Source organism: Nocardia sp. BMG111209 (assembly GCF_000381925.1).
GTDB lineage: Bacteria > Actinomycetota > Actinomycetes > Mycobacteriales > Mycobacteriaceae > Nocardia.
This window is the reverse complement of the sequence record NZ_KB907307.1, coordinates 1,679,024-1,692,453: the sequence shown is the minus strand read 5'-3', so window position 1 is coordinate 1,692,453 and position 13,430 is coordinate 1,679,024. Positions and strand designations below refer to the sequence as shown.

Sequence of the window (13,430 nt, the reverse complement as noted above, 5' to 3'; positions counted from 1 at the left end):
GGTTAATTCTCCAGCCAGCCGTGCTGGTCGGCGAATGCCGTCAGCCGGTCCCGGATGGTGAGTATTTCCCCGGCGGTGAGGGCGGGGCTGGCGTCGAGCAACAATTCGGTGATGAGCCTTTTGTGCTCGGCGGTGGTGAGCTGACCGGCGGTGCGTTCGCGACCGCGGTTGTGCCGCGGCGCCGGTGGTGGCTGTCCCGCGGCCAGTGTGAGGTTGACCGCCTTGGGGCCGCGGTCGCCCTCGGTCACCTCGAATTCGAACACCCGGCCCTGCCGCAACTCGTCCTCGTCCAGTCCGATGTCGTTCACATGTACGAACACGTCGGGCCCGCCGTCGTCCGGGCGGATGAATCCGAACCCCCGCGAACTATCGAAGGACACCAATTTCCCGATAGCCACCTACACCTGCTCCTCGTAGCCGTCCCTTGTCAGCACTTTATCCGGCGTCGTGATCGGCGACCGGGGCAAGTGCCTTCTGCAACGAATTGAACACGGTGAGTCCCTGGCCCACCATCCCGTTGATGATCTCGCCGACGCCGTCGGGACCGTTGAGGACGGTGAGGTTGGCGCCGGACAACCCGCCGGCGGCCTGTTTCACGATCTCGGGCAGTTGCTCGATCAGCAACTGGTCCAGGGCGATCCGGTTGTTGGAGGCGGCGGCCTCGGCCTGGATGCGGGTGCGGTCGGCCTCGGCCTGGGCGAGGATGCGGACCCGTTCGGCCTCGGCCTCGGCGGGTTTGACGACCTCGGTCTGCAGCTGCTGTTCGCGCAGTGTGGCCTGTTTGCGGGCGCGTTCGGCCTGGGCGGTGAGCACCTCCTGCAGCGCGATCGCCTCGGCGAGCGGACCGGCTTGTGCCGCTTCGGCTTTCGCCTTGTCGATATCGCGCTGGTATTCGGCCTGCAGGATCGCGGTCTGCCGTTGGTATTCCGCGCGTTTGCGCAGTGATTCCTGTTCGGCGGCAGCGGATTCCTGTGCGGCGGCGGCCTGGGCGATCTGCGCGTCGCGCTGGACCGCGGCGTTGTGCGGGGCGGCGAGGGCGGTGATGTAGCCGAGGTTGCCGTCGTCGATGGACTGGATCTGGAACGAGTCGACCCACAGGCCGATATTGCTCATTTCGACCTTGGAGGCGACGAGGACCTCGTCGGCGAGTTTCTGGCGTTCGCGGATGATCTCCTCGACGGTCATGGAGCCGACGATCGATCGCAGATGGCCGGAGAAGATGCGGCCGGTGAGTACCGACATCTCCCGTTCCTGTTCGGACAGGAACCGTTGTGCGGCATTGACGATCGAGACGGTGTCGTTGGCGACCTTGAAGGCGATGACGGCCCGGACGTCGAGTTGCACGGCCTGTTTGGTGACGCAGCGTTCGCCGATTTCTGCTTCGAACATGGCCAGCGACAAATATCTGACCTTTCGGAACAGCGGCATGACCCAGGTGCCGCGGCCGATGACGACCCGAAACGGTGCATTGTCCCGCGCGCGGCCGCCGCTGACCAGCATGGCCTCGTCGGGCTCGGGCACGTGGTAGCCCAGCACGATGTCTGTCTCCTTGTTATTCTGTTTGTTACCTTGTTGTTTCCGCACCCGAGCCGGTGTCGAGGGGTATCCAGGGCACTACGTCGAGGATGCGGCCCGGGTTCACCTGTACCACCAGGACGGTGGTGCCGGCGGCCAGCGGCTCGTCGGATCGTGCGATGTAGATTTCTGTTCCCCCTCGGATCGCGACCAGGACCTCCCCGAGCATTCCTGCGCCACGGATCGGCGATGTGAGCGTACCGGTCATTCCGTGCACCGGGTCGGTCATCGCGTGGATCTCCTTGCGGGCCAGGGGAAAATCCTGTGCGGAAGTACGGGGATCCAGCCTACGCCGCGGGGCGGGTGCGGGCGTGGGTCGACGCCGGGCGACAATTGCTGAACAATAGCTGTCACCTCGGGCAAAACAAGCTGGTCATCCGGCTGCGAACATGGGAGGCTTAAGCGGTGACCCCTCCTCCGGATACCCAGACGGCGCAATCGGACCCGTCATCCGACAAGCTGGACGCGGCGGTGCTGAAAACCGCCGGCGTCGTGGTGCTCGGCGCGATCATGTCGATCCTCGACGTCACCGTGGTGAACGTCGCGCTACCCACATTCCAGCACGAATTCGACGCCAGCTACGCGATCGTCGCCTGGACGATGACCGGCTACACGCTGGCGCTGGCCACCGTCATCCCGCTGACGGGCTGGGCCGCCGACCGGTTCGGCACCAAACGTCTCTACATGGCGGCACTGGTCTTCTTCGTGGCCGGTTCGCTGCTGTGCAGTACGGCGACCAATATCGGGATGCTGATCAGCTTCCGCGTGCTGCAGGGTCTCGGCGGCGGCATGCTGATGCCGCTGAGCATGACGATCATGACGCACGCGGCCGGGCCGCAGCGCATGGGCCGGGTGATGGCCGTACTCGGTGTGCCGATGCTGCTGGGCCCGATCGGCGGCCCGATCCTCGGCGGCCTGCTGATCGACAACTTCAGCTGGCACTGGATCTTCCTGATCAACCTGCCGATCGGCGTGGTGGCGCTGGTGTCGGCGTTCCTGGTGCTCAAGCCGGACGCGCCGCAGCCCTCGGAATCCTTCGACTTCCTCGGCATGCTGCTGGCCTCGCCGGGCCTGGCGTTGTTCCTGTTCGGTGTCTCCTCGATCCCGGAGAAGCAGACCGTGCTCGCCGCGCGGGTGCTGATCCCGGCGGTGATCGGCATCGTGCTCATGGTGGCCTTCGTGTTCCACGCGATGCGCACCGAACATCCGCTGATCGACCTGCGCCTGTTCAAGAACCCGAGCCTGCGGGCGGCGTCGGTGACGATGCTGCTGTTCGCGATCGCGTTCTTCGGCGGCATGCTGCTGCTGCCCAGCTATCTGCAGCAGGTGCGTGGTGAATCGCCGCTGCACGCGGGTCTGCTGGTGGCGCCGCAGGGTCTCGGCGCGATGCTCACCGTCCCGATCGGCGGGCGGCTGGTGGACAAGATCGGTCCCGGCCGGATCGTGATGACGGGCCTGGCGGTGATCACGGTCGCCATGTCGTTCTTCATGTTCCTGCACGCGGACACGCCGTTCTGGCAGCTGTGCGTGGTGCTGTTCGTGGTCGGCATGGGTATGGGCTGGACCATGATGCCGACGATGACCGCCGCGATCCAGACGCTGACCCATCAGCAGGTGGCCCGCGGTTCGACGCTGATGAACATCGTCAACCAGACCGCCGGCTCGATCGGCACCGCGCTGATGTCGATGCTGCTGACCACGCTGCTGAAGAACGAGCAGTTCGCGCGGCCGGCGATCGCGTCGTGGTTCGATCCCTCGATCAAGACGCACCTGCTGCCGAGCCAGCTGACGGCGGGCTTCGAACAGGCCGCCCGGGCCTTCGGGCACACCTACATCCTCGCGGTCGTCCTGGTGGCGTGCACCCTGATCCCGGCGTTCTTCCTGCCGCGCAAGAAGGTACGTCCGGTCGACGCCGTCGATCAACCGGTCATGATGGGGCACTGAAACATTCGGACGCCGCCCGGGTGCCACGAGAAAATCGTGGCACCCGGGCGGCGTTCGTATTTCCGGGATCAGGACACCGGCGCGGTGTCGGGTTGTTCGTCGGCGACCGGTCGGCGGCGGCGCAGCAGCACCAGGCCCAGGCCCGCGGCCGCGACGCTGAATCCGGCGCTGATCCACGACCCCGCCGACATGGCGCTGGTGAACGCCGCCCGCGCCGGGGCCGCGTATCCCAGGGCGAAGGCCGCGCCGATCGAATCCCGCGCGGCCGCCGGGACGTCGGCGGGCATGTGCGAGGTGAACACGCCGGCCAGTACGCTGCCGAGCACCGCGATGCTGATCGCCATGCCGACCTGCTGGATGGTGTCGTTCATCGCCGAGCCGACCCCGGCGTGCTCGAGCGGGATGGCGCTCATGATCGCCGCGTACGCCGCGGGACCGGCCAGGCCGCCGCCGATGCCCATGACCAGCATGCCGGCCAGCACCCACGTGTAGTTGTCGGCCTGGGCCAGCACCGCGAACGCGGCGCCCATCACCAGCAGCCCGGACACGATCAGGGTCTTGTTGCTCAGGGTCTTGCCGAGTGTGGCGCCCAGGCCGTTGCACAGCGCCGCGGACACCGCGTACGGCAGCAGCGCCAGGCCCGCGCGCATCGGGCCGTAGCCGAGCACGAACTGCAGGTACTGGGTGAGCATCAGCAGGACCGCGCCCATGCCGAACACCATCAGCAGCAGGGTCAGGCAGGTGCCGGTGAAATCGCGGCTGCGGAAGACCCCCAGCGGGAGCATCGGATGCGGTGACCGGTACTCCCAGTAGGCGAACGCGGCGGCGGCGAGGACCGCCAGCGCGATCACCGGGATGTTCCACTGCCGCTGGATGATCACGTACACCGTGGCCGTGAGCGTCACGATCGACAGCAGCACCCCGATCGCGTCGACGGGCCGGCGGCTGCCGTGGGTCTCCGGCATCAGCGTCAGCGCGGCCACGATGGCCAGCACCGCCACCGGGATGTTCAGCAGGAACACCGAACCCCACCAGAAGTGCTGCAGCAGCAGCCCGCCCAGGGTGGGGCCGAGGACGACGCCGACCATCGCGACGGTGGACCAGCCCGCCATCGCCGTGCGGCGTTCGGTGTCGTCGAAGGTGGTCATCAGGATCGACAGGGTCGAGGGCATCAGCAGCGAGCCGCCGACACCCATCAGGGCGCGGGCGCCGACCACCTGCCAGGGCGCGTCGGCGAGGACCGCGACCAGGGAGGCGAGCCCGAACACCGCGAGCCCGGTGACCAGGGCGCGGCGGCGGCCGAATCGGTCGGAGAGGCTGCCCGCGGTCAGCAACAGCCCGGCGAAGACGAGGACGTAGGCGTCGAGGATCCATTGCACGTCCTGCGGGGTGGCGTGCAGTTCCCGGATCAGCGAGGGAATGGCGAGGTTGAGGACGGTGCCGTCGATCATCAGCACCAGCAGCGACAGGCAGAGGACCCCCAGGATCCACCAGCGGCGCGGATCGCGGACGGTGTCACCATCCGTTTCTCGTACAGTGTTCGATTCCACTCGCACACCGTACGAGGAAATCGAACATCGTGCCAGTGAATTAGAGTTACTCGATGTGACCAGGCCGTTTACCTCCGTGTGGACCCGCGAACCGCGGCAGCCGAAAAGCGCCGGACTGCGCCGCGAGCAGATCGTCGCCGCCGCGGTCGAACTGCTCGACGCCGAGGGCCTGGACCAGCTGAGCATGCGCAAACTCGGCAGCAGACTCGGCGCCGGCGCCACCAGCCTCTACTGGCACGTCGCGAACAAGGACGAACTGCTGGAACTGACCCTCGACGAGATCTGGGCGCTGGTCGAGGTGCCCGAATCCGACCTGGACAGCTGGCGGGAGATCGCCACCACCTTCGCCTACAGCATGCGCGGCGCGGTCCTCGCACACCCCTGGGCGGCGACGGTGGCCGGGCAGTTCCCCAGCGTCGGCCCGCACGCCTTCGCCCTCATGGAACGGCTGCGCCGGACCTTCGTGCGGGCCGGATTCACCGGCACCGACATCTACCTCGCCGCCGGCACCGTCATGAGTTACGTTCTGGGCCAGGTCATCCCGGAGATCAGCGCGCGCCGGATGCGCGGCGGCGGGGGCGAGTGGACCCTCGACGCCACCGTCGACTCCGCCGACCTGCTCGCCGCCGACTATCCGGAACTGCTCGCCGACTACCGCGCCACCCGCTACACCGACATGGACGCCGGATACGCGGTCGCCTTCGACTTCGGGCTGCTGTGCGTCCTCGACGGGCTCGCGGCCCGGCTCACCGCGCCCGGCGCTCGCTGACCGCACCCGGATCCGCCCCCGCGTGGCGCTCGCGTTACCGCAGGTGACCGGCCCGTGAACAACCGCGGTGCACCCGTACGGAGCGTTTGACGGCACGCCCGGGCGGGGACAACCTGGAAGGGACCGGCGACCGCGCGCCTTCGGTGAGCCCGGATCTCGAACGACCGCGAGGCGCAGACCGGCCCGATGAAGGAGTGGTTCCATGGCCGTCGTCGCCGTCCCGCGGCGGGGCGCCGCATTCTCCCCGGACACCCGGTACGACCGGACCGACCGCGGCGGCCCGCGCTCGGCGATGGCCACCGCACTGGTCCTCGCGCTCGCCGCACTCGCCGGCGCCGTCGCCACCGGCGGGGTATCGTCCGCGCCGCCGGCGCCACCGCCGGCGGTCGAGCACACCGACGGCGACGGCCTGGTCGACTGCGACGAACTCGCCGACGCCGACTACGACGACTGCATCGCGCTGACCACCGGAAATCTGCTGTGGCGCAGCGGAACCCGCCGCTGAACGCCGACTTCGGTCACCCGCGGCGGGTCGGCGACTGCCGGATGTGCTCGGTCATCGCCTCGGCGATCGGCGGCTGCGGCGGCGGCGCGGGCGCGGCCGCGGTCCGCGCGTCGTGCGAGATCCGCATCAGCAGCGCGATGATCACATAGTTCGCCAGCAGCGACGAACCACCGTAGGACATGAACGGCGTGGTGAGGCCGGTCAGCGGGATCAGTTTCGTCACCCCGCCGACCACCACGAACAACTGCCAGCCCAGCGAGAACGCCAGCCCGCCGCCGAGCAGCTTCCCGAACGCGTCGCGGGTGGCCAGCGCCGCGGTGAAACCGCGGAAGGTGATCATCGCGAACAGCAGGATGATCGCCGTCAGCCCGACCAGCCCCAGCTCCTCACCGATACTCGAGATGATGAAGTCCGTCTTCGCGAACGGCACCTCCTGCGGGCGGCCGCCGCCGAGCCCCGCACCCAGCAGGCCACCGGTGCCCAGCCCGAACAGGGCCTGCGCGATCTGATACCCGTTGGTGTAGTAGGTGGCGAACGGGTCCTCCCACACCTGCACCCGCACCCGCACATGCCCGAACCGGTTGTAGGCGATCACCGCGCCGACGGCGAACATCGTGATACCGATCAGCAGCCACGACGCCCGGCCGGTCGCGATGTACACCATCGCCAGCACCGTCCCGAACACCAGCAGCGAGAAGCCGAGATTCTTCTCGTACACCAGCACCAGCACCGACACGAACGTCACCAGCAGCAGCGGGCCCAGATCCCGCAGCCGCGGCACGGTGAACCCGAACACCCGCTTCCCCGCGATGGTGAACAGCTCCCGGTTGCTGACCAGGAACGCCGCGGTGAAGATCAGCAGCAGCACCTTCGCGAACTCGCCCGGCTGAATCGAGAAGCCGTGGAACAGGATCCAGCTCTTGCCGCCGTTGACCTCACTGAACCGCGACGGCAGCACCGCCGGGATCAACAGCAGCACCACACCGGCCAGGCCACAGGTGTAGGCGTACTTCGCCGGCTGACCGTGATTGCGGACGATCGCCAGCAGCAGCGCGAACAGCGCGATCCCCGCCGCGGTCCACACCAGCTGATGCGCGGCGTCCCCGGACGGCACCGGCTTGCCCAGCGCCGCCGCGGTGGCCGCCTCCGCCCGATCCAGCCGGTCGATGAGCACCAGCCCCAGCCCGTTGAGCAGCACCACGCACGGCAGGATCACCGGATCCGCCTTCGGCGCCAGCACCCGGACCGCCAGATGCGCCAGCAGCACCAGCACCGCGAACACCGTCAGCGACCACCGCAGTGATCCGGTGCCCCCGGTCGCCGACGACATCCCCAGCCCCGCGATCGCCACCAGCGCCACCGCGGCGGCGCACAGCACCAGCTCGCTGCGCCGCGGCCGCGGCCTGCCGATCGGACCGGAAATGGGCCCGATCGGCCCCGACGACGGATTGTCCCGAAACGCGCTCACGCCCATCAGTATGCGTGCCCGATATGAGTGACATGCACAGCCGACCCCCGTCCGCCCGGCCGAACTGCACACATCGCAACCTTGCCCACCTGGGCGGACCGGTCGGTTCGCAACCGTGGCCGACATGGCAGCGACTGCCGGACCGCAGCCGGTGCCGATCCGCGCGCGGGGCCGCTCATCCGCGGTCGAGGGCTCGAACCAGCATGTCCCTGATCTCGGCGAGGCTCTCCTCCACCGAACGGCTGCGCGCCTCGGCCGCACGGACCTGCTGCTCCACCTGCGCCAGACGCCGGTCCTGCTGATCCTGACGTTCCCGGGACTGGTCGCCGAGTGCGTTGATCGCCGTCATCAGATGCCGGAAACGGTCGCCGGACGCCGCCGCCGACTCGGCGAACCGCTTGTCGACCGCCTCGAACCGCGTATCGAGGGTGTCGAACCGCTGCTCGTGCTGATCGGACCGCTCGAAGATCCGGTCCACCTGCTCGCCGGTACGGGCGGTGGTCGCGGCGATCGCGGCCAGCGCCGCGGTGGTCTCCGCGCGATCGGCCTCCAGCGCTGCGACGCGGACCTCGAACTCGGGGACGGTGGGCGACATGTCGTGATCCTATCCGTGACCGGCCCGTGGCCGCATCGTGATTCGGCGTGGTGCCCAGGACACGTCTGTGATCATGGAACACGTCTGTGACGGTGGCCGCGATTGTGCTCCCGGCCGCCTGCGCTGGCACGATGACTCGGGTGGAGATCGCAGTCGGGCTGGTGGTGCTGGTCGCGGTCGCGGTGGCGCTGGCCGCGCTGGCGCGCCGAATGGGTGTGGCCGAACCGTTGTTGCTGACCGTCGCGGGCGTCGCCGCGTCCTACATACCGATGGTGCCGCGCGTCGACATCAACCCCGAGATCGTCATCCTGGGCCTGTTGCCGCCGCTGGTGTACACCGCCGCGATCGGTACCTCCCTGGTGGAGTTCCGGCCCAAGAAGGTGTCCATCGCGTTGCTGTCGGTGGGACTGGTGCTGTTCACCACGTTCGCCGTCGCGGTCGTGGTGTGGCGGATGCTGGGCGTGCCGTTCGCGACCGCGGTCGCCATCGGCGCGGTCGTGTCACCGCCGGATTCGGTGGCCGCCACCGCGATCGCCCGCCGCGTCGGCATGCCCCGGCGCATCGTGACCCTGCTCGAGGGCGAGGCCCTGTTCAACGACGCGACCGCGCTGGTCGCCCTGCGCACCGCGGTCGCCGCGTCCGCCGGAGCGTTCAGCATCTGGGAAGCGGGGGCGAGTTTCGTCTGGGCCACCGTCGGCGGCGCCGCCATCGGCGCCCTCGCCGCCGGCGTCCTGGCCGTGCTGCGGCTGCGCATCGTCGACCCGGTCCTCGACACCAGCGTGTCGCTGGTGGCGCCGTTCGCGGCCTACCTGCCCGCCGAGGCCGTGCACGCCTCCGGTGTCATCTCCGGCGTCGTGTGCGGGCTCATCCTCGGCCAGGGCGCACCCGTATGGCAGACCGCCGCCTCGCGGGTCGCCGAGCGGACCAATTGGCGCACCATCCAATTCATCCTCGAGAACGCGGTGTTCTTCCTGATGGGCCTGCAGGTCCGGCACATCCTCGAGGACGCCTGGCGCGGCGGGCTGCCGCACGCCACACTGCTGGTGACCTGCCTGGCCGTGCTGGCCACCGTGATCATCGCCCGCCCCCTCTGGTGCTTCCCCTCCACCTACTTCGCGTGGTTCGTCGAATCCCGGCCCCGCGGCCGACCCGCCCCGGCATGGACCGCGCCGGCGGTGGTGTCCTGGGCGGGCATGCGCGGCGTGGTCACCCTCGCCGGCGCCCTGCTGCTCCCGCAGAGCACCCCGCAACTGGCCACCCTGAAACTGCTGGCGCTGGTGATCGTCGGCGGGACGCTGCTGATGCAGGGCATCTCCCTGCCGTGGCTGATCCGGATCCTGCGCTTGCGCGGGCCCAGCCGCGCCGAGGACGCCCTGCAGAGCGCGAACCTGTTGCAACAGGCCACCTCCGCGGGCCTGGCCGCACTGCAGGCCGAGATCGCGCCGGAAACCCCGCCGGAGATCGTGACCGCGCTCGAGGACCGGGTCACCCGCCGCGCCAACACCGCCTGGGAACAGCTGGGCCGCTCGGAATCGCTGCGGATCACCCCCAGCGGCGAATACCGGCGGCTACGGCTGGCGATGCTGCGCGCCGAACGCGAAACCGTGCTGCGGGTCCGCGATTCCGGAGCCGTCGATCACGAGGTCCTCGTCTACGTGATGGCGCAACTGGACATGGAGGAATCCATCATCGACCGGGTGGCCGAGCCCAGCGAATTCGACGCCGCCGACCCCGCGGCCGTCCCCGCCACCGGCGCCTGCGAACATCTGCGCGAGGCCGTGCAGGTCCGCGTCCCCGACACCCCCGACCTGTGCGCGGAATGCGTTGCCGAGGGCCTGGTCTGGGTCCATCTGCGCATGTGCCTGACCTGCGGTCACGTCGCCTGCTGCGACTCCTCGCCGGGCAACCACGCCACCGGGCACTTCCACAGCACCGGCCACCCGGTGATGCGCAGCGTCGAACCGGGGGAGTCGTGGCGATGGTGCTACATCGACGAGATCCTCGGCTGAGCGCCTGTTGCCGCCGATCGGCGGTACGGGCCTACCGCCGCCGATCGGCGGTATCGCCGAGCAACGCCGACAACGGACCCTGGCAACCGTCGGCGAGCCGCTTCACCGTCTCGGCGAACAGATCCACGAAACCGGCCACCGTCGCGCGATCGAACAACGCCACCGGATACAGCAACCCGCCATCGATACCCGCCGGCGCCCCGGCGGCGTCGTACCGTTCGGCCAGGCCGAACTCGAAGTCGTGCTTGGCGAACCGCACACCGGCGGGCACCTCGGTGATCGACAGCCCGTCCGGCTCGTCACCGGTCTCGGCCGCGCCGCGCTGCAGGATCAGCGTCGCCTGGAACAGCGGCGCCGCCGCATCCTGCGCCAGACTGCGCAACAGCCGCGGATTCGGGGTGTCCGGATGCGCGAACCCGGCCAGGCTCAGCCGGCGCACCTGATCGATCAGATCGCCCACATCGGCCGCACGGTCCAGCCGCACCCGCATCAGCACATCGTCGGAGAAATTGCCCACCAGATCGGTCAGCAGCCGATGATCACGCCCGGCGACCGCGGTCGCCACCGTCACATCCGCGCACCCGGTGAACGCACCCATCGCCAGCGCGAACGCGGTCTGCAACACCATGAACAGGCTGCCGCGCGCCTGCTGCGCGCGATCGAGCAACCGCCGGTGCGTCTCCGCGTCGAACGCCACCGCGACACTGTCGCCGCGAATGTCGCGCACCGCCGGGCGCGGCCGGTCATACGGCATCGGCAACCGGCTCGGCCGCCCGGCCAGCGCATTGGACCAGTACCGCAACTGCTGCCCGGCCCGGCTGAACGGATCGGCCAGATCACCGAGCGACTCGTGCTTCCACAACGTGTAGTCCGGATAGTCGACCGGCAGCGGCGTCCACGCCGGCGGCTGCCCGGTCGCGCGCGCCAGATACGCCGTCACCAGATCCCGCAACAGCGGCTGGATCGACGCACCGTCCAGCGCGATGTGATGCACCACCAGCGCCAGCACCGCATCCTGCGCACCGAGCAGATGAACGGCCGCCCGGATCGGGGTCTCGGTGGTCAGATCGAAGTCGTGACAAGCGAATTCGGCCAGCAACGCCGGAAGCTCGGCCTCCGTCGACGTCCGCACCGGCACCTCGGGCAGCGTGTCCACCACCACCTGCGCGGCCCCGCGCTCGGTCAGCGGATGCAACGTCCGCAACGGAAGATGCCGCACGACCACATCGCCCACCGCCGCCACCAGCGCCGCCGCATCGATGGCCAGACCCCGAATCCGATAGGCGCGCACCATGTTCCAGTCCACCGACCGGCCGCGCTGCGAATCGTCCCAGATCCGTTCCTGCGCCGGGGCCAGCGGCACGTAATCCGGCCGCGGCCGGCGTTCGAGCAGTACCGGCCGCGTCGATGCGATCGACCGGCCCGCCGTGACCGGCCCCGATGCCGCAACCCCCACGCGCAGTTCCGTCCCGGGGTTGAACAAGTGCCGATCCCTTCACCACAACGCCATCACCAACGCTCCGGAAGCTAAGTTTCCGGTATAACGCTTTGGTTACCACCTGGTCGCAAACAAATCAAGAGCAGCCGGACGGAACCGATCGGCCCAGGCCGCAGGTCACCGCCGGGACACAGGTTCGCCAAGGTAACAGGAACGACAGCGGCTCGCTGGAGTCGGCCGACCCGAGATACCGATCGCGCGGCCCACCGACTCCGATCCCACCCTGCGATGTGGCGTCACCGGCCGTGCCGGACCGGCACCGCCGACAGATTTCACCACGCCGCGGACCGGCATCGCCGACAGATTCGCGCAACCGCCGGTCGACCGGAAGTTTTCCCTGGTCGATGCCGGGGGGACCGGACGGTATCGGCGGTCGATTCCGGCTCCGGGGCGGACCCGACGGTGTCGCCGCCGATTCCGGGCCGGGCGATCGATGCCCCCGCGGCCTGCGCGGATCGGCGGACGATCCGTTCAGCGTGTGCGCAACACCGGGCCGCGCTGCCGGGGATGCGGGGTCACGGCCGGGACGGTGGATTCGCCCGGGCATTACTGTGGGCTGGTGCACACCGGTCAGGATCCCGTCGATACCGACGTCGTCGTCGGCGCCGAGGCGAACTCGGACACCGCGGCGGGGAACGACCCCGGCACCGGGCGGGGATTCGGCACCGAGCCGGTGGGGGAACCCGGCACCGATCCGGATCAGCGCGGCGCTGCCGAATCGAACCGGCACAGCAACGGCGGCGAGGCACCGGGCGACCCCACCGGCGACAGCGGATCCCGGTTGTGGGGTGGCACCACACTCGCGGCCCGGCGGCAGGCCCGCCGCACCGCCCTGCTCGAGGCCGCCCTGGATCTGATCGGCGAGGCCGGCGCCGCGGCGGTCACGATGCGCGCGGTGTGCCGGCGGGCCGGGCTCACCGACCGCTACTTCTACGAGAGCTTCACCGGCCGTGACGACCTGCTCGACACCCTCTACCGGCAGGTCGCCGACGAATTCCTCGACCCCATGACCGCCTTCGCCGCCGCGGCCGACCCCGACCGGGACCGCCTGGTCGCCGCGGCCCTCGTCGACAAGGTGCTCGACGATCCGCGCAAATCCCGGTTGTTCCTGGTCGAACCGTATTCGTCGACCGGGCTGGGGCAGACCACGATCGCGGTGATGCCCGCCTTCACCCGGCTGCTGCAGGACCACCTGTTCCGCCACATCACCGACCCGGACCAGCGGCGGCTGGCCGCGGTCACGATGGCCGCCGGCAACGCCGGCATGTTCTCCGCCTGGCTCGGCGGATCCCTGAAGGCCGGTCGCGCGCAGATCGTCGACCACATCGTCGCCGTACTCACCGCCTACCGGTCGATGTACCGGGACTGACCGCAGACTGTGCACCTGCGGCAAACCCGCAGTCACTGCCGGATCGCCACGCAGTAGCGAATATGGGTGCCGGGTGGCGGCCCGGCGGGGCGGGAATGCACTGACCGGCTTGCCGCGCGATGGTGATCAGCGTCGATCAGCCAACAAT

Annotated in this window: 12 protein-coding genes; 5 read left to right on the top strand and 7 right to left on the bottom strand. The window is 69.4% G+C overall.

Annotated elements, in window-relative coordinates:
- Window positions 1–2 precede the first annotated feature (2 nt).
- The 3 genes from G361_RS0107665 to G361_RS0107655 are packed head-to-tail and all read right to left on the bottom strand — an operon-like array spanning window position 3 to window position 1,804.
- Complete coding sequence (locus G361_RS0107665; protein WP_019926482.1) at window positions 3–380, bottom strand: cold shock domain-containing protein; 378 nt, start codon at window positions 378–380, stop codon at window positions 3–5.
- Between the two features lie 55 nt (window positions 381–435).
- Window positions 436–1,536 carry a flotillin family protein gene (locus G361_RS0107660; protein WP_026342800.1) on the bottom strand — a complete coding sequence of 367 codons (1,101 nt, stop codon included), beginning with the start codon at window positions 1,534–1,536 and terminating at the stop codon, window positions 436–438.
- Window positions 1,537–1,564: 28 nt separating this feature from the next.
- The gene (locus G361_RS0107655; RefSeq protein ID WP_026342799.1) at window positions 1,565–1,804 is read right to left on the bottom strand and encodes an NfeD family protein; all 240 of its coding nucleotides are present in this window, start codon (window positions 1,802–1,804) and stop codon (window positions 1,565–1,567) included.
- Window positions 1,805–1,980: 176 nt separating this feature from the next.
- On the opposite strand from G361_RS0107655, the gene G361_RS0107650 reads away from it, so the two are divergent.
- Window positions 1,981–3,519: a DHA2 family efflux MFS transporter permease subunit gene (locus G361_RS0107650; RefSeq protein ID WP_026342798.1), complete on the top strand. Its 1,539-nt coding sequence runs from the start codon at window positions 1,981–1,983 to the stop codon at window positions 3,517–3,519.
- Window positions 3,520–3,587: 68 nt separating this feature from the next.
- Here G361_RS0107650 and G361_RS0107645 read toward each other — a convergent pair whose 3' ends face one another.
- Window positions 3,588–5,069, bottom strand: a complete 1,482-nt coding sequence (locus G361_RS0107645) for an MFS transporter (protein WP_019926478.1) — start codon at window positions 5,067–5,069, stop codon at window positions 3,588–3,590.
- Window positions 5,070–5,124: 55 nt separating this feature from the next.
- Here G361_RS0107645 and G361_RS0107640 point away from each other — a divergent pair, with 55 nt between their 5' ends.
- Window positions 5,125–5,838: a TetR/AcrR family transcriptional regulator C-terminal domain-containing protein gene (locus tag G361_RS0107640; protein ID WP_036494083.1), complete on the top strand. Its 714-nt coding sequence runs from the start codon at window positions 5,125–5,127 to the stop codon at window positions 5,836–5,838.
- Between the two features lie 202 nt (window positions 5,839–6,040).
- Window positions 6,041–6,343, top strand: coding sequence for a hypothetical protein (locus G361_RS0107635; RefSeq protein ID WP_019926476.1), 303 nt, complete (start codon window positions 6,041–6,043; stop codon window positions 6,341–6,343).
- 13 nt (window positions 6,344–6,356) lie between these two features.
- On the opposite strand, the gene G361_RS0107630 is transcribed toward G361_RS0107635, so the two are convergent.
- Both G361_RS0107630 and G361_RS42675 read right to left on the bottom strand, forming a co-directional pair.
- Window positions 6,357–7,817: an FtsW/RodA/SpoVE family cell cycle protein gene (locus G361_RS0107630; protein ID WP_019926475.1), complete on the bottom strand. Its 1,461-nt coding sequence runs from the start codon at window positions 7,815–7,817 to the stop codon at window positions 6,357–6,359.
- Between the two features lie 169 nt (window positions 7,818–7,986).
- Window positions 7,987–8,406: a hypothetical protein gene (locus G361_RS42675; protein ID WP_019926474.1), complete on the bottom strand. Its 420-nt coding sequence runs from the start codon at window positions 8,404–8,406 to the stop codon at window positions 7,987–7,989.
- Window positions 8,407–8,537: 131 nt separating this feature from the next.
- On the opposite strand from G361_RS42675, the gene G361_RS0107620 reads away from it, so the two are divergent.
- Entirely contained in the window at window positions 8,538–10,415 is a 1,878-nt protein-coding gene (locus G361_RS0107620; RefSeq protein WP_019926473.1) for a Na+/H+ antiporter, read from the top strand.
- Window positions 10,416–10,446: 31 nt separating this feature from the next.
- Here the strand turns inward: G361_RS0107620 and G361_RS0107615 are convergent, their stop codons facing one another.
- Complete coding sequence (locus G361_RS0107615) at window positions 10,447–11,898, bottom strand: condensation domain-containing protein (RefSeq protein WP_019926472.1); 1,452 nt, start codon at window positions 11,896–11,898, stop codon at window positions 10,447–10,449.
- 574 nt (window positions 11,899–12,472) lie between these two features.
- On the opposite strand from G361_RS0107615, the gene G361_RS42670 reads away from it, so the two are divergent.
- On the top strand, window positions 12,473–13,282 hold the full coding sequence (locus tag G361_RS42670; RefSeq protein ID WP_231386811.1) for a TetR/AcrR family transcriptional regulator: 810 nt from the start codon (window positions 12,473–12,475) through the stop codon (window positions 13,280–13,282).
- The last annotated feature ends 148 nt before the right edge of the window (window positions 13,283–13,430 follow it).